This is a genomic window from Streptomyces sp. YPW6 (assembly GCF_018866325.1).
GTDB lineage: Bacteria > Actinomycetota > Actinomycetes > Streptomycetales > Streptomycetaceae > Streptomyces.
Map to the genome: position 1 here is coordinate 6140912 of NZ_CP076457.1, position 15961 is coordinate 6156872.

Annotated in this window: 11 protein-coding genes and 1 pseudogene; 6 read left to right on the forward strand and 6 right to left on the reverse strand. The window is 73.3% G+C overall.

Features of this window, described 5'->3' with window-relative positions; genetic code table 11:
- Window positions 1-205 precede the first annotated feature (205 nt).
- Window positions 206-766: a GNAT family N-acetyltransferase gene (locus KME66_RS26915; protein WP_216326913.1), complete on the forward strand. Its 561-nt coding sequence runs from the start codon at window positions 206-208 to the stop codon at window positions 764-766.
- Window positions 767-808: 42 nt separating this feature from the next.
- Here the strand turns inward: KME66_RS26915 and KME66_RS26920 are convergent, their stop codons facing one another.
- From KME66_RS26920 to KME66_RS26930, 3 genes are all read right to left on the reverse strand, one after another.
- Complete coding sequence (locus KME66_RS26920) at window positions 809-1567, reverse strand: ankyrin repeat domain-containing protein (protein ID WP_216326915.1); 759 nt, start codon at window positions 1565-1567, stop codon at window positions 809-811.
- 38 nt (window positions 1568-1605) lie between these two features.
- Window positions 1606-2508, reverse strand: a complete 903-nt coding sequence (locus KME66_RS26925) for a hypothetical protein (RefSeq protein ID WP_253208488.1) — start codon at window positions 2506-2508, stop codon at window positions 1606-1608.
- Between the two features lie 323 nt (window positions 2509-2831).
- Window positions 2832-4652 carry a beta-galactosidase family protein gene (locus KME66_RS26930; protein ID WP_216326919.1) on the reverse strand — a complete coding sequence of 607 codons (1821 nt, stop codon included), beginning with the start codon at window positions 4650-4652 and terminating at the stop codon, window positions 2832-2834.
- Window positions 4653-4843: 191 nt separating this feature from the next.
- On the opposite strand from KME66_RS26930, the gene KME66_RS26935 reads away from it, so the two are divergent.
- Window positions 4844-5722 carry an AraC family transcriptional regulator gene (locus KME66_RS26935; RefSeq protein WP_073218770.1) on the forward strand — a complete coding sequence of 293 codons (879 nt, stop codon included), beginning with the start codon at window positions 4844-4846 and terminating at the stop codon, window positions 5720-5722.
- 25 nt (window positions 5723-5747) lie between these two features.
- Window positions 5748-6095 (forward strand): chorismate mutase, encoded by a 348-nt coding sequence (locus tag KME66_RS26940; protein ID WP_073217623.1) that lies wholly within the window; start codon window positions 5748-5750, stop codon window positions 6093-6095.
- Between the two features lie 4 nt (window positions 6096-6099).
- On the opposite strand, the gene KME66_RS26945 is transcribed toward KME66_RS26940, so the two are convergent.
- Window positions 6100-6720: an MIP/aquaporin family protein gene (locus tag KME66_RS26945; RefSeq protein WP_253208489.1), complete on the reverse strand. Its 621-nt coding sequence runs from the start codon at window positions 6718-6720 to the stop codon at window positions 6100-6102.
- A 526-nt stretch (window positions 6721-7246) separates the two neighbouring features.
- Between KME66_RS26945 and pepN the strand changes: the two genes are divergently transcribed.
- Window positions 7247-9841 (forward strand): aminopeptidase N, encoded by a 2595-nt coding sequence (gene pepN, locus KME66_RS26950; RefSeq protein WP_216326923.1) that lies wholly within the window; start codon window positions 7247-7249, stop codon window positions 9839-9841.
- A 20-nt stretch (window positions 9842-9861) separates the two neighbouring features.
- Here the strand turns inward: pepN and KME66_RS26955 are convergent, their stop codons facing one another.
- The gene (locus KME66_RS26955) at window positions 9862-10188 is read right to left on the reverse strand and encodes a transcriptional regulator (RefSeq protein WP_216329648.1); all 327 of its coding nucleotides are present in this window, start codon (window positions 10186-10188) and stop codon (window positions 9862-9864) included.
- Between the two features lie 597 nt (window positions 10189-10785).
- Here KME66_RS26955 and KME66_RS26960 point away from each other — a divergent pair.
- Both KME66_RS26960 and KME66_RS26965 read left to right on the forward strand, forming a co-directional pair.
- Window positions 10786-12156: pseudogene (locus KME66_RS26960) on the forward strand (aspartate aminotransferase family protein); the annotation flags it as partial.
- 367 nt (window positions 12157-12523) lie between these two features.
- Window positions 12524-13951 carry a lysine N(6)-hydroxylase/L-ornithine N(5)-oxygenase family protein gene (locus KME66_RS26965; protein ID WP_073217618.1) on the forward strand — a complete coding sequence of 476 codons (1428 nt, stop codon included), beginning with the start codon at window positions 12524-12526 and terminating at the stop codon, window positions 13949-13951.
- A gap of 77 nt (window positions 13952-14028) precedes the next feature.
- Here KME66_RS26965 and KME66_RS26970 read toward each other — a convergent pair whose 3' ends face one another.
- The gene (locus KME66_RS26970) at window positions 14029-15849 is read right to left on the reverse strand and encodes a 5'-nucleotidase C-terminal domain-containing protein (RefSeq protein WP_073217616.1); all 1821 of its coding nucleotides are present in this window, start codon (window positions 15847-15849) and stop codon (window positions 14029-14031) included.
- Window positions 15850-15961 lie beyond the last annotated feature (112 nt).

The window sequence follows — 15961 nt, forward strand, 5'->3', positions numbered from 1 at the left end:
CCGTGGCGCACGGCGCGCCCCTCGGCCTGTCGCGTACGCGGTCCTCCGCCGCGTACCGCAGCCCTGCACCGCGCGGCGGAGCCCTCCGGGGCGTACCGGAGCTCGGAGGATGCCGCGCAACCGGACTTCGGGGGCCTGCGGTGCCCGGAGCCCGGCCACGGATATCCGGTGGCGCGGCCCGGTCGCGCGTGGTGAGGATCGCCCCATGCGCATCTTCCTGGAGACCGGCCGGCTCGCCCTTCTCCCGGCCACGGCCGCCGACGCCCCCGACCTGCTCGCCCTCGACAACGACCCCGCCGTCATGCGGTACATCAACGGCGGCCGGCCCACCAGCGCCGAGGACATCCGGGACCGGACCCTGCCGAGGCTCCTCCACGACCACCCGTGCACCGGAACCCGTGGCTACTGGATCGCGCGGAAGAAGGACACGGGGGAGTTCCTCGGCTGGTTCGAACTCCGGCCCCTGGACGACCGCGACCCCGCCGCGGCCGAGCTCGGCTACCGGCTGGCCCGGGCCGCGTGGGGCCGCGGGTACGCCACCGAAGGCGCACGCGCCCTGATCGACAAGGCGTTCACCGACCTCGGGGTCCGGCGGGTCACCGCCAACACCATGGCGGTCAACACGGGGTCCCGGCGCGTGATGGAGAAAGCGGGGCTGAGCCTTCTGCGGGCCTACACCGAGGACTGGCCGGAGCCCATCGAGGGCTCCGAACACGGCGAGGTGGAATACGGGCTGACGCGGGAGGCGTGGCAGCACAGGCGGTGAGCCGCGAGGGCGCGGCGGGATCAGGCCCGGCGGGCCCACGGCTCAGGACGCCCGACCCTCCAGCAGGTCCACGATCTCCGCGTGCCCCGTGTGCTGGTCCACCCCCGCCGACGGCACCCCGTCCCGGAGCAGTTCCACCGCCACGGTCTCCTCGCCGTCCCGCCGCTCGCGGAGCACCGCCGTCTCCAGCCCGGTGCCGTACATCTCCTCAAGCCGCCGCAGCAGCTCCCGCTCCGCGTCGAGTCCGGCGATGTGCCGGGCCTGTGCCAGGGCCGCCGCGACCACGGACTCCTGTCCCTGCGCCGCCGCGCCGTGCGCGAGCAACGCCCGCACCGTACGCGCCGAGCCGCGCTGCGCCGCCAGCACCAGCATCGCCTCGCCCCGCGGGCCCGGCAGCAGCGGGTCCGCGCCCCCGGCGAGCAGCGCCTCGACCGTCGCGGCGTGCCCCAGCCCGACCGCCCAGCGCAGCGCGGTGAAGCCGAAGTCCTCGCGCAGATCCGGCCGGGCCCCGGCGGACAGCAGCGCCTCCACCACCTCGGTGTGCCCGCCGCACGCCGCCCCGCACAGCGGCAGGTCACCGGCCTCGGGCCCGCTCGCCCGGTCGGGGTCGGCCCCGGCAGCGAGCAGCAGCCGCACCATCCCGGGGCGGTCCTGGACCGCTGCCGTGTAGAGCGCGGTCGTGCCCTCCGCGTCGCTCGCCTCGGCCCGCGCACCCGCGCGCAGGACCCGAACGAGCGCGTTCTCGTCCTCGTGCAGCGCGTCGAACAGGCTTGGTTCGTCCCTGATCGGCTCGTTCGTCATCCTCCGACCCTACGAGGAGTCACGGACAACGCCCGAGGTCAGGTGTCGCACTCCAGGCGGGTACGGCACAGCCCGCAGCGCGCGCTCACCCGGCCCCGGACGGGCAGCCGGATGCGCTGGTGGCAGGTGGGGCAGGGGAAGGAGACGCGCAGCCCTCCGGCACCGGTCTCGAAGGCGTACGCGACGCTCGGGTCCGGGGCGGTGCCGGGGTGGTCCCGGGCATACCGCCGGTCCTTGGCGTAGCGACGGCGGCCCGCCCAGCCGGCGGCGGTCAGCGGCGGCCGCCGCAGATCCTCCAGGGCCCGCCGGCGCCCCTCGGTGTACGCGGTGTACGCCTGCGGGCTGGTGAACCACGGGGAGGGGTCCTCGTCGAAGGCGAACGCCCGTTTGGCCAGGACGTATCCGAACTCCTCCGGGGTCAGGTAGCCGAGCTTCTGCCGGGAGGTCGCGTCCTCCCGGAACGCGTCGAGCAGCAGCCAGCCCGTGCCCAGGTACGCCGTCGTCGTGTCGGTCAGGATCTCGTTGGCGCGCGTCCCGGGGAACTCCAGACCGAGCCGGTGCAGCAGCACATGGGTGACCTCGTGCGCGAGCGCCGCCCCGATGTCCCTGCGGTGGGTGCGGAAGCGGTCGTTGAGCTCGATGAAGTACTCGGGCCCCGCCGTCAGTTCCACACTCGCCGCGTGCTCCATCGCCCGGAAGCCGACGATCATCCGGGCGTCGGGGAGGCGCAGGTGCTGGACCAGGGAGCGCGCCACCCGCTGGGCTCCCAGATGCAGATCGTCCTCGTCCCCGAACGCGGCGTCGACGGGCGCGAGGCTGGTGGCGTAGGCGCGCACGCCGTCCGCCGAGAGCCGCCGGTAGAGCGCGGTGACGGCGGAGCGGACCGTGTCCAGATGGGGAAAGCCATGGACGACGGGTGCGCCCGGAGAACTGTTCGTCACGCCGGAATCCCCCATCCGCGACGGTCGACGGATCTCCACTGTATGCCGGGCGGGGGAGAGGGGCCGGAAAGCCGCCGGATGATCGTGGCCGAAAGCTGCACCTCGTGCCAGCGGTCACCCGGCACCTCATCGGCGCGCTCTCGTCGAACGCATGACTGATGTGGCTTCCGTGCCGGAGGCGGAGCGACCTACCGGCCCGGACCCGAGCCATCGCTCGGACCCGAGGCCGTGCGGCCCTGAGCCACCGCTCGGACCCGAGGCCGTGCGGCCCTGAGCCACCGCTCGGACCCGATCCACCCGATCGTCCGCCGTCAGTCCGCTGATCACCGCTGACCCACCCCGGGGGAGCCCGCGCGAACGGGCGCCCCCGGACCCAGCTCCACCCACGGCTCGCCCGCGTCCTCCAGCTCCAGCACCCACACCTCGTTCGCCCCCTCGCGGAGCACGGGGCCCGGCACGTACAGGGTCCGCTGCGGGCCCGCCGACCAGTACCGGCCCAGACAGAAGCCGTTCACCCAGACGAACCCGCGCGTCCAGCCCGGCAGTTCCAGCCCCGCGTGCCCGACACCCGCCGCGCCCTCCACCGGGAACTCCCCCCGGAACAGCCCCGTCCGCCCCGCGTCGCCCGCCCCAGCGGCGGTCTCCACCGAACCGAACGGGACCGCGCCCACCGCGCCCGGCTCCTCGAAGGCGTCCAGCCGCAGCCCCCGGGCCCGTACCCCGTGCAGATACTGCCGCTCGTGCAGCACCCCGCCCGTGACCCCCTTCGGCTCACCGAGCCGCGGCCCGTAGTTGACCCGGCCCAGGGACTCCACCCACAGCTCCACCTCCGCCGGCCCCGCCACCGGCCCCGGCAGCGTGCCGCACTCCTCGGTCAGCACCCCGGCCCGCACCCCGTCCACGGACACCACCGCCCGGTCCCGCAGCCCCGAGGCGCCCAGCGGATACGCCTGGCGCGGCCCCGGCACCGACACCCGGTAACGCACCAGACCCCGGTCCACACCCAGCTCCTCGAGCGTCGGCGGCACCCCCGAATCCGCCTCAGGACCGCCCAGCACCTCCAGGACGTCCCCGAGCCCCGCCCACCCGGTCAACTCCGCCCGCACCGGCCCGGCCAGCCCCACCGGCTCCGGCGGCAGCTCGGGCAACGGCCCCGCCGCGTACCCCTGAAGAACCTCCCGGAACAGGTGGAACTTCTCCGTGGCCCGCCCGTACTCGTCGACCGGCGCGTCATAGTCGTACGACGTCACCGTCGGCTGGAACTCCCCGTCCTGAAGGGGACCGCCCCGGTTCGCCCCCGCCCAGCCCGCGAAGTTCGTCCCGCCGTGCGCCATGTAGAGGTTCACCGACGCCCCGCACTCCAGGATCTCCCGTAGCGCCCCCGCCGCCTGCTCCGCGTCGCGCAGCACCGGTTCGGCCCCCCAGTGCCCGAACCAGCCGCACCAGAACTCCATACACATCAGCGGCCCCTTCGGCTGGTGCCGGCGCAGCACGGCGAAGCCCTCCCGCGCCCTCGAACCGAAGTTCGCCGTCGCGAGCAGCCCGGGTACCGAACCCCCGGTCAGCATGTGGTCCTCCGGGCCGTCCGACGTGAACAACGGGACCGTCACCCCGCACTCCCGCAACAGCCCCGCCAGCCACTCCAGATACACCGCGTCGCTGCCGAAACTCCCGTACTCGTTCTCCGCCTGGACGAGGATCACCGGGCCGCCCCGCGCCACCTGCCGCTGCACCACCTGCGGCAACAGCACCCGGAACCACCGCTCCACCACCGCCCGGTACGCCGCGTCCCGGGTGCGCACCCGCCGCCCGAACCGGCCCGTCACCCACACCGGGAGACCACCGTTCTCCCACTCGGCGCAGATGTACGGACCCGGCCGCACGATCGCCCACAGCCCCGCCCGTTCCACCGCGTCCAGGAACCGGCCGAGCGCCCCCACGTCCCGGACCTCGCCCTCCCGGGGCTCGTGCAGATTCCACGGCACGTACGTCTCGACACAGTTCAGACCCATCGCGGCGAGCATCGCGAGCCGGTGCTCCCACTGCTCCTCGTGCACCCGGAAGTAGTGCAGGGCGCCCGACAGCAGCCGTACGGGCTCCCCGTCGAACCGGAAGCCGTCGTCGCCCACGGTGAAGTCGGTCATGGTGCCGTTACGCTCCTGTGCTCGGCCGCACCCGGCGGCCCCGGGGCGATGGGTCCGACCACTGTCACCCCTGGCGCGCACCGGGTCCATGGACAAAGATCGCTGTTGATTGGACGCAGCCGGCCGCCGACCGGACGCGAAGGACCGGCCCGGTCCGGCAGCGAAGGCCCGTGTGGGAGGGGAAGACCGCGATGTACCACACCTGGATGCGCTTCTTCACCCCGAGCCCCCTCCACCACCGCCTGGGCCTCGTCTGCCTCGGCGTCGGCCTCCAGCACGGCGCGCTGCCCACCGTCGGACCCCGCACCCTCGACCACCACGTCGCCGTGATCGTCAACTCCGGCACCGGCTGGTTCAAGGGCCCCGACGGCCGCCGCACCCCCGTCACCGGCCCCAGCCTCATCTGGCTGACCCCCGGCACCCCCCACCACTACGGCGCCGACCCCCACACCGGCTGGGACGAGAGCTTCGTCGACTTCACCGGCCCCGCCACCGCCACGTACACCGAACTCGGCTGCATCGAACCCGACCGCCCCCTCGTCCCCCTCGCCGACACCGCCGCCCCGCGCGCCGCCGTCGGGCGCATCGTGCGCGCCGCCCGGCGCGGCAACCCCCTCCTGGAGGTCGAGACCGGAGCGGCCGTCCACGAACTCCTCGTCTCCCTGCGCCGCGCCCGCGCCGACCTCGGCCCGGACGGCGACCCGGTGCTCCAGGCCCTCGCCCGCGACGCCTACCAGCCGCTCACCGTCGCCCAGCACGCCTCCCGGCACGGCATGACCCCCGCCGAACTGCGCACCGCGGTGCGGCGCGGCGCCGGATGCAGCCCCAAGGACTACCTGCTCGGCATCCGCCTCGGCCGGGCCAAGGAACTCCTCGCCACCACCGACCTCCCGGTCGCCGCCGTGGCCCGCCGCGTCGGCTACGACGACCCCGCCTACTTCTCCCGGATCTTCGCCCGCCGGGTCGGCACCGCCCCCGTCCGCTTCCGCGAACAGCAGGGCCGCAGTGTGCCCGGCGGCTGGAGCGACCAGGTGCCCGACCCCCACGACCCGCCGACGATCGGGCCGTGAGAGCGGACGTCTAAGCTCGCTGACCATGAGTACGAGCGAGATCGACGCGACCGTCCGGGCCGAGCTGAACCGGCTGCGCGAGAGCATCGACAACATCGACGCCGCCGTCGTCCACATGCTGGCCGAACGCTTCAAGGCCACCCAGCAGGTCGGCCGCCTCAAGGCCGACCACAAGCTGCCGCCCGCCGACCCCGCCCGCGAGACCCGCCAGATCGCCCGGCTCAGGGAACTGGCACAGAGCGCCAACCTCGACCCGGCGTTCGCCGAGAAGCTCCTGAACTTCATCATCGCCGAGGTGATCCGCCACCACGAGCGCATCGCCGAGGAGGCGGAGAACGGCCAGACGGAGAACGACCGGGCCCGCAACGCCTGAGCGGCTACCGGGGCGGCCGTCGCAGTCCCGCCCGCCCCGCGAGCCACGCCCCGAGCACCGCACCCAGGGCCGGTCCGAGCACGTACACCCACAGCCGACCGGTCTCCCCGGCCAGCAGCGCCGGGCCGAACTGCCGCGCCGGGTTGGCCGATCCGCCGCTCAGCGGGCCGAGCACCCCGATGACCACCGCCGTCGTCAGCCCCACCGCGTACGGCAGCACCCGGCGCCCGCCCGGCGACCCGAGCAGCACGGCGAGCATCAGCGTCGACCCGGCCAGGACCCCCGCCTCGGCCGCCAGGACCGCCGCGTCCCCCCACGCCGGATCGGCCCGCACCGAGGCGTGGCGGACCGGCGGGCGCCCGGTGACCTGCCCCCACACCAGCCCCGCGCACCACACCCCGACCACCGATCCGGCCGACTGCGCCACGGCGTACGGCACGACCTCACGGCCGGGGAAGACCCCGAGCCGCCACAGCGCCAGCGTGACGGCCGGGTTCAGATGGCCGCCCGAGCAGCGGCCGGGCGGGGACATCATGAACAGGGCGAGCAGGGTCCCGACGACCCCGCCCAGTACCGCCGGACGGGCGGCCGCCGCCCCCGGGTCCGGCCCGACGAGCCACCGCACCGCCGTCACGATCAGGAACAGCAGCAGCGCGGTCAGCGCCGCCTCGCAGACGGCCCGCGGCAGCAGGGGACCGGCGTCGGGACCGGGGCCGGCATCGGAACCGGTACGGGCGCCGCGGCCCGGACCGGCATCGCGCCAGGGGCCGACATCGCGACAGGGGCCGACATCGCGACAGGGACTGGCATCGCGACAGGCAGCAGCATCAGGACCGGGACCGGGACCTGGACCGCACCCCGGACCGGGGTCAGGGCCGGGCCCGGCCTCGGGCCCGTGCGGGGACTCCGGTGCTCCGGGACCGATCGCGGTGGGCCGGACCTCGCAACCGGGTCTCGGAACGACAGGTTCGGGCGCAGGCGTGAGCGTCATGAGGACGTCCTCGGAACTCGGTGTGCCGCGCCGACACGATGGTAAGCGGCAACAGCCCCCGGGCGGGTGTCCGCCCGGCACGACGACCGCCGCCCGCCCGCCCGTCCGCCCAGGGAGAACCCCGCTGCGCCCGCCGTTCCCCGTACGGCAGCATGGGGCCATGTCCGTACTGACGCGCGACGAAGCGCAGACCCGAGCCCAGATCATCGACGTGGAGCGGTACACGATCGCCCTCGACCTCACCACCGGCGAGGAGACCTTCGACTCCGCCACCGCCATCCGGTTCACCGCCCGCGCGGCCGGAGACACCTTCGTCGAGGTCAAGCCCGCCACCCTGCGCTCGATCAGCCTCGACGGACAGCCCCTGGACCCCGCCCTCCTCGACGGCAACCGCTACCCCCTCACCGGACTCACCGCCGGCCCCCACGAACTGCGCGTCGACGCCGCCATGCACTACTCCCGCACCGGCGAGGGCATGCACCGCTTCACCGACCCCACCGACGGCGAGACCTACCTCTACACCCAGCTGTTCATGGAGGACGTCCAGCGCGTCTTCGCCGCCTTCGACCAGCCCGACCTCAAGTCCGTCTTCGCCATCGACGTCACCGCCCCCACGGGCTGGACCGTCCTCGGCAACGGCGTCGCCGAACACACCGGGCAGGGGCACTGGACCATCGCCCCCACCCCCCTCATCTCCACCTACCTCGTCGCGGTCGCCGCCGGACCCTGGCACTCGATCACCACCGAGCACGCCGGACTGCCCTTCGGCATCCACTGCCGCCGCTCCCTCGCCCCGTACCTGGACGCCGACGCCGACGAGATTCTCGACATCACCCGCGCCTGCTACGACCGCTACCACGAGAAGTTCGACGAGCCCTACCCCTTCGACTCCTACGACCAGGCCTTCGTCCCCGAGTTCAACGCCGGCGCCATGGAGAACCCCGGACTCGTCACCTTCCGCGACGAGTTCGTCTACCGCTCCGCCGTCACCGACACCGAGCGCCAGACCCGCGCCATGGTCATCGCCCACGAGATGGCCCACATGTGGTTCGGCGACCTCGTCACCCTGACCTGGTGGGACGACATCTGGCTGAACGAGTCCTTCGCCGAGTACATGGGCTACCAGACCCTCACCGAAGCCACGCTTCCCCGAGCCCTCAACTCCGCCCGCGCGGGGGAGGCCCTGTTCCCCGACACCTGGGTCGACTTCGGCGTCGCCCGCAAGGGCTGGGGCTACGACGCCGACCAGCGCCCCTCCACCCACCCCGTCGCGCCCGACCCCGACGCCGTCCCCGACACCGCCTCCGCCCTCCTCAACTTCGACGGTATCAGCTACGCCAAGGGCGCCTCCGCGCTGCGCCAACTCGTCGCCTGGCTCGGCGAGAAGGACTTCCTGGCCGGCATCAACACCCACTTCGCCCGCCACCGGTTCGCCAACGCCACCCTCGCCGACTTCATCGACAACCTGGCCTCCGCCACCGACCGCGACGTCCACGCCTGGGCCGAACAGTGGCTGCGCACCACCGGCATCGACACCCTCACCGCCGAGATCGGCACCCCCGCCCCCACCGACCCGGCCGGGCCCCCGGCGAACGGCAACGGCCAGTCCTGGGCCCTCACCGTCACCCGCGACGGCTCCCGCCCCCACCGCATCACCGTCGGCGCCTACGACCACGCCCTGAACACCCAGGCGGGCCCCGGCCACCTCGCCCTGCGCGACCGCTTCGAGACCGACGTACCCGGCGACGGAACACCCGTGATCCGCCCCGGCCGCCGCCCCGCCCTCGTCGTCCTCAACGACGGCGACCTCACCTACGCCAAGATCCGCCTGGACACCGCCTCCTGGGACACCGCCCTGGCCGGCCTCTCCGGCATCCCCGACGCCCTCACCCGCGCCGTCCTGTGGAACACCGCCCGCGACATGGTCCGCGACGCCGAACTCCCCCCGGCCGCCTACCTCGCCGCCGCCCGCACCCACCTCCCGTACGAGACGGACCTCGCCCTCGCCCAGGGCGTCCTGTCCTTCGCCGCCGGCCAGGTCGTCGACCGCTACACCGTCCCCGAGGACCTGGCCGCCGCCCGCGCCACCCTCACCGACCTCTGCCGCGACCTCATCCGCCGCACCGAGGACGGCTCACAGCCCGGTCTCCGGCTCATCGCCGTACGCCACTTCATCGACGCCGCCACCCAGCCGGACACGCTCCGCAGCTGGCTCGACGAAGGCACCGTCCACGGCGGCCCCGAGCTCGACCCCGAACTGCGCTGGCGCATCCTCACCCGCCTCGCCGTCCTCGGCGCCACCGACGAGGCCGCCATCGCCGCCGAGCTGGCGGCGGACCCGAGCGCCAGCGGCCGCGAAGGAGCCGCCCGCTGCCGCGCCGCGCTGCCCACCCCCGAGGCCAAGGCCGCCGCCTGGGACGCCCTGTTCACCGACGACACCCTGTCCAACTACCTCTTCACCGCCACCGCCCAGGGCTTCTGGCAGCCCGGCCAGGAAGAACTGACCGACGCCTACGTGCCCCGCTTCTACCCGGACGCCATCGCGCTGGCCGCCCGCCGGGGCCCCGCCATCGCCGAGGCCGCTGGACGACACGCCTTCCCGGTGTACGCCGCCGACCCCATGAGCCTCAGCACCGGCCTGCGCGCTCTGGACGACCCGGACCTCATCCCGGCCCTGCGCCGCAAGCTCGTCGACCAGCTCGACGACCTCCGCCGCGCCCTCGCCGTACGCTCGGCCGTCGCCCCCGCCGACTGACCCCACTCGTCGGCCGACCCCTAAGAAGTCTCCCGACGGCCCGGACCACCATCGTCCGGGCCGTCGCTCCCCGACCGCAGATCGGCCAGCAACTCAGCCTGGCCCGCCAGCACCCCGGTCAGAATCGTCCGCGCCACCCGCAGCAGCTCCGCCACCCCCGGATCGGCCAGCGTGTAGTGGACCGCCGACCCCTCCCGCCGGGCCGTCACCAGACCGGCCCGGGTGCAACACCGCCGACCGCTGCGAGAGACGGGCGGCCTGCACCCCACCTCGTTCAGCACCTCCGAGACCGCGTGATCGCACTCAGCGAGTGGTTCGGGCACCCGGATCCGGACCGGGTACTCCAGCGTCCTGAAGAACTCCGCAAGGGGCGCGGGCCGGCCCCGGGCCTCTGACGCGGCCCCGGGCCCCTGGCACGGGCCTGGGCCACGGCACGGGCCTGGCCCCGGCCCACGGGCCGCGGCCTGGCCATGGCCCCTGGCCCCTGGCCCCCGTGGTCCCGGTCTTCCTCTTGGCCTCGGGCCCTTTAGTCCCCGGTCCTTAGCCCCCGTGGCCCCCGGTCCTTGCCCTTGGTCCTGGCACTCTGGCCCCTGGCTCCCGTGGCCCCGTTCTCGCCCTCGGCCTCGGGCCCTTGGCCGCCCCCCCCGGCTCCTGGCATCCTTGGCCCCCAATTCCTGGCCCCCGTCCGGTTTCCGGCACCTCTGTACGCCGACCCGTGACTCCCGCACTCCGCCCCGGGGTGCCGGGCACACCCCCGGCACCCCCACCCCCGTACACCGGTCCAGCAGTCGCACACCCATACCACCCCCGGCCGCCCCGACCCGCCCGCACCGGCCGCCAGTACCCCTTTCGAGTTCGAATCGTTGGGCTCTTCGGCCGCGCCACCCAAAACGGGGGACAAGCTGGCACGACCACCCCCGCGTACCCGAAGGACCACCCCACCCATGCCCACCCCGCCCCTCGCCGGAGGCACCGCAGGCCCCGCCGCACTGCGCCCCCTCCTGGACACCGTCCTCGCCGCGCTCCACGACGGCGCGGCCCTCCGCGGCGGCCCCCTCCCCGCCGGCGGGCCCGACACCGTCACCCCCCGCACCCGCACCGCCACCCACCCCCTCATCCCCGACCACGGCACCGGCCCCCACCACGCCCTGCGCGCCCTCGTCACCGCCCTCGCAGCAGGCGCCGCCGACCCCGCCCACCCCCACTGCGCCGCCCACCTGCACACCCCGCCCCTCGCCCTGGCAGCCGCCGCCGACCTCGCCGCCAGCGCCCTCAACCCCTCCATGGACTCCTGGGACCAGGCACCCGCAGCCTCCGCCCTCGAAGCCGACCTCACCAGCGCACTCGCCACCGAGATCTACCCCCACGCCCCCTCACCCGACGCCGTCGTCACCACCGGCGGCACCGAGGCCAACCAGCTCGCCCTGCTCCTCGCCCGCGAACGCCACGGCCCCGTCCAGACGGTCTGCGGCGCCAACGCCCACCACAGCATCGCCCGCGCCGCCTGGCTCCTCGGCCTCCCCGAACCCGTCGTCGTACCCGCCCCCACCGGCACCCTCGACCCCGCCGCCCTCGACGACGCCCTCACCGAACTCCACCGCCCCCTCCTCGTCTGCGCCACCGCCGGCACCACCGACACCGGCGAGATCGACCCCCTCGACGCCATCGCCGACCTCTGCGCCACCCACGACGCCGAACTCCACATCGACGCCGCCTACGGAGGACCACTCCTCTTCAGCCCCACCGCCCGCCCCCTCCTCCAGGGCCTCGACCGCGCCCACAGCGTCACCCTCGACCTCCACAAACTCGGCTGGCAGCCCGCATCCGCCGGCCTCCTCGCCGTACCCGAACACCACCACCTCACCCCCCTCCACCACCACGCCCCCTACCTCAACGCCGACGACGACACCGAAGCCGGCCTCCCCGACCTCCTCGGCCGCTCCCTGCGCACCACCCGCCGCCCCGACGCCCTCAAGATCGCCGTCACCCTCCAGGCCCTCGGCCGCACCGGACTCGCCGACCTCATCGACCGCACCATCGCCACCGCCCACCACCTCGCCGACCTCATCGCCACCACCCCGAGCCTCGACCTCTACGACCGCCCCACCATCAGCACCGTCCTCTTCCGCCCCACAGGCGCCGACGACCACACCGTCGCCACCGTCCGCCGCACCCTCCTCCAACGCGGCCACGCCGTCCTCGGCCGCGCCCACGCCGAAGACCGCCTCTGGCTCAAGGCGACCCTCCTCAACCCCCACGCCACCCCCGAGGACCTCCAAGCCCTCCTGGACCTGGTCACCGGCACCACCGCCGACCTCCGCACCGGCCCACGCCCCCCGGCGGCACGCGAGACCGCACCCGGGGCCGTGCCCGCCCCGATGACAGGCGAGCCCGCACCGGACGCGCGGCCCGCACCACCGCCACGAGAAACCGCACCGGCCGCCCAGGCACCACCGCCCGCACCGGCCCCCCAGGCACCGCCCGCACCGGCGGCACCGGAGGCCGCCCCCCAGGCACCGGCCGCCCAGGAACCGCCCGCACCGGCCGGCCAGGCACCACCGCCCGTACAGGCCGCACCGGCCCCCCAGGCACCGCCCGCACCGGAGACCGTCCCCAGAAACGGTCCGCCACCCCCGCCCCACCCCACCCCACCCCCCACCCCACGGAAGGCGACACCCCGCGATGACCGACCGGCCCGCCCACGAAGCCGACCAGCCACACGACCTCGTCGGCATCGGCATCGGCCCCTTCAACCTCTCCCTCGCCGCCCTCGCCCACACCGTCCCCGCCGCCCCCGGCGACCCCCGCCCCCTCGCCGCCACCTTCTACGAACAGCGCCCCGCCTTCCACTGGCACCCCGGCCTCCTCCTCGACGGAGCCAGCCTCCAAGTCCCCTTCCTCGCCGACCTCGTCACCCTCGCCGACCCCACCAGCCCCTGGAGCTTCCTCAACTACCTCCGCACCCGCGACCGCCTCTTCCCCTTCTACTTCGCCGAGCGCTTCCACATCCAACGAGCCGAATACGACGCCTACTGCCGCTGGGTCACCGAACAACTCCCCGGCCTCCACTTCGGCCACCAGGTCGACGCCGTCCGCTGGAACACCGACCGCGCCCTCTTCGAAGTCGACTTCACCCAACTCGACCGCGACGGCGAAGCCGAAGCACTCGGCCGCGCCCACACCCGCCACATCGCCCTCGGCATCGGCACCGAACCCTTCGTCCCCGAACCCCTCAAACCCCTCGCCGAAGCCCCATCCGTCCCCGTACTCCACTCCGCCGACTACCTCCGCCACCGCGAACGGCTCCTCACCGCCGGCCACATCACCGTCATCGGATCCGGCCAGTCCGGCGCCGAGATCTTCCTCGACCTCCTGCGCGCCCGCCCCGAAGGCGCCGAGAAGATCCACTGGCTCGCCCGCACCCAGGCCTTCGCCCCCATGGAGTACTCGAAACTCGGCCTGGAACACTTCACCCCCGACTACAGCCGCTACTTCCACGCGCTCCCCGAATCCGCCCGCGACGAACTCGTCCCCCGGCAGTGGCAACTCCACAAAGGCATCGACGCCGACACCATCGCCGCCATCCACGACGAGCTCTACCGCCGCACCCTCCACGGCGGCTGGCCCGAAGCCACCCTCACCCCCGGCGTCCACGTCCGCACCGCCGGCCGCCTCGCCAACACCCGCGTCGAACTCCACCTCGAACACACCCAGCAAGGCACCCGCAGCCGCCTCACCACCGACGCCGTCATCCTCGCCACCGGCTACCGCGAACGCCCCCTCGACGCCGTCCTCGGCGGCCTCGACCCCTACCTCCGCCGCGACGCCTCGCACCGCCCCCGCATCGACGACCAGTACCGCCTCGTCCTCGACCCCACCGTCACCGGACACGTCTACGTACAGAACGCCGAACGCCACACCCACGGAGTCGGCGCCCCCGACCTCGGCCTCGCCGCCTGGCGCAGCGCCACCATCCTCAACAACCTCACCGGCGCCAACCCCTACCCCCTCCCCGAACGCACCGCCTTCACCACCTTCGGCCTCACCCCCCACCCCCCGGCCATCCCCGCCCAGACCCCCGCGCTCATCCCCCTGAGCCAGACCCTCTGACCCCGGGGCACAGCGAACGGCCCGGGCCCCACCGACGGAGACCCGGGCCGAACCAACAGCTCACACATCCAACAGAGTTACGGGAAAACCGGCGTCCCCTCACGCGTCAACCGCCACCCCACCGAAGCGAACGCCGCCGGATCCACCGAACCCTTCTCCCGCACCCACCCGATGATCGTGTTCCGGATCTCGTCCGAATGCGACCACACCTGCTGCGCACCCGGCACATGCGGGAAGTTCCCCCCACCGCTCGCCCGGTAGTTGTTCACCGCCAACACGAACCGCGCCGCCGGATCCACCGCCTCCCCCTCGAACGACAACCCCACGATCCGCGAACCCACCGGCTTCGCGATGTCGATGTCGTACGTCACACCCGACACCGCGTCGTAGTTGTAGTCCGGAATCCCGTCCGCGTTCGTCAACTCCGCCGTGTCCACCGGACCCCCCGCAGCCGTCCGCACGTAATACCGCGCCGAATACTCCAGATAATCCTTCAACTGGGCGCCCGTGATCAGCCGCGCCTCCAGCGTGTTCTCGAACGGATACAGCCCCGCCGCATCCTTGATCGTCACATCACCGGCCGGAATCCCCGCCGTACGCGAGAAGCACGACGCCTGCGACAGCACCGGCAACGCCGCGTACTCCCCACCCGCCAGCGCCGCCTTCACCGTCTCCGTCTGCACCACGTTGATCAGATCGATGACCGGCTCGTCCTTCCACGGCGCGTCCGCCGTCGACATCGCCACCGCCGACGTACCGATCACCTGGTTGACGTACTCCACCACCTTGCCGTGCTCGCGGCGCAGCAGCGACGTCACCTTCGGATCCTCCGCCACCGTGTTGGAGTTCAGCACCCGCGAACCCGCCCTCTCCACCACCCAGCGGCCCTTCTCCCACACCACATCGAAATCGAACAGCGTCAACCGCTGCCCCCACTTCGCCGGCTCCGACAGCACGACCCGCCTGCCGGTCTCCCTGTTCGTCACGAAGTGCTCGGCGATCTCCACATGCGCGTGCCCCACCAGAATCGCGTCGATCCCCGGCACCTGCTCCGCCACCAGAGCCGCCGCGTTCTCCACGTACGGCAACTGATCACCCCACGACGACGTCCCCGAAGAACCCGAATGCGCCGACACGACCACCACGTCCGCACCCATCGACCGCAGCTTCGGCACCCACTTCGCCGCCTGCTCCTCCAGCCCCGGGAACACCATCTTCCCGCCCACATGCGCCTTGTCCCAGATCGCGATACCCGGATTCGTCAGCCCCAGCACCGCCACCCGCACATCACGCCCGCACGGCGTGGGCATCCGCTTGATGACATACGGCGCGAACGCCGGCCGCAACGTCTTCGCATCCAGCGCATTCGCCCCCAGCAGCGGGAAATCGCACTGCTCCTCGAATTTCCGCAGCACCGGAATGCCGTAATTGAACTCGTGGTTCCCGAGAGCCGCCGCGTCATAACCGATCGCGTTCATCGCCCGCGCCATCGGATGCACCGGGCCGCGCCGCGCCGTGATCGGATCGACCTTCGCGTAGTAGTACGACAACTGCGTACCCTGGATCGTGTCACCCGCGTCGATCAGCAGCGTGTTCCGGCGGCCCTTCTCCCGGCGCACCTCATCCACCAACGTCGAGATCTTCGCCAGACCGACGTCGTTGCGGGCCGAGTCGTCGTACTCCCTGTCCGTGAAGTAGTCCCAGTTGAAGACGTTCCCGTGCAGGTCCGTCGTGCCCATCACCGTGAACGAGTACCGCTTCGCCGGCCGTCCGCGCCCCGGCCCGTGCCCCGCGGCCTGCGCCGCACCCGCCGAGCCGGCCACCGCACCGCCCGCCATCGCCACACCCGCACCCGCGGCGGCCGAACGGCCCAGAAACGTCCTACGGTTCAACGGCATCTCTTCACTCCTCGTTCAGTACGGCAACGCGCGTAGATTCTGGCCCAGCACCCCACACCCGCAACACCCCGCGCACGTTTCGATCCGATGACCACCCGACACACACCCCGCG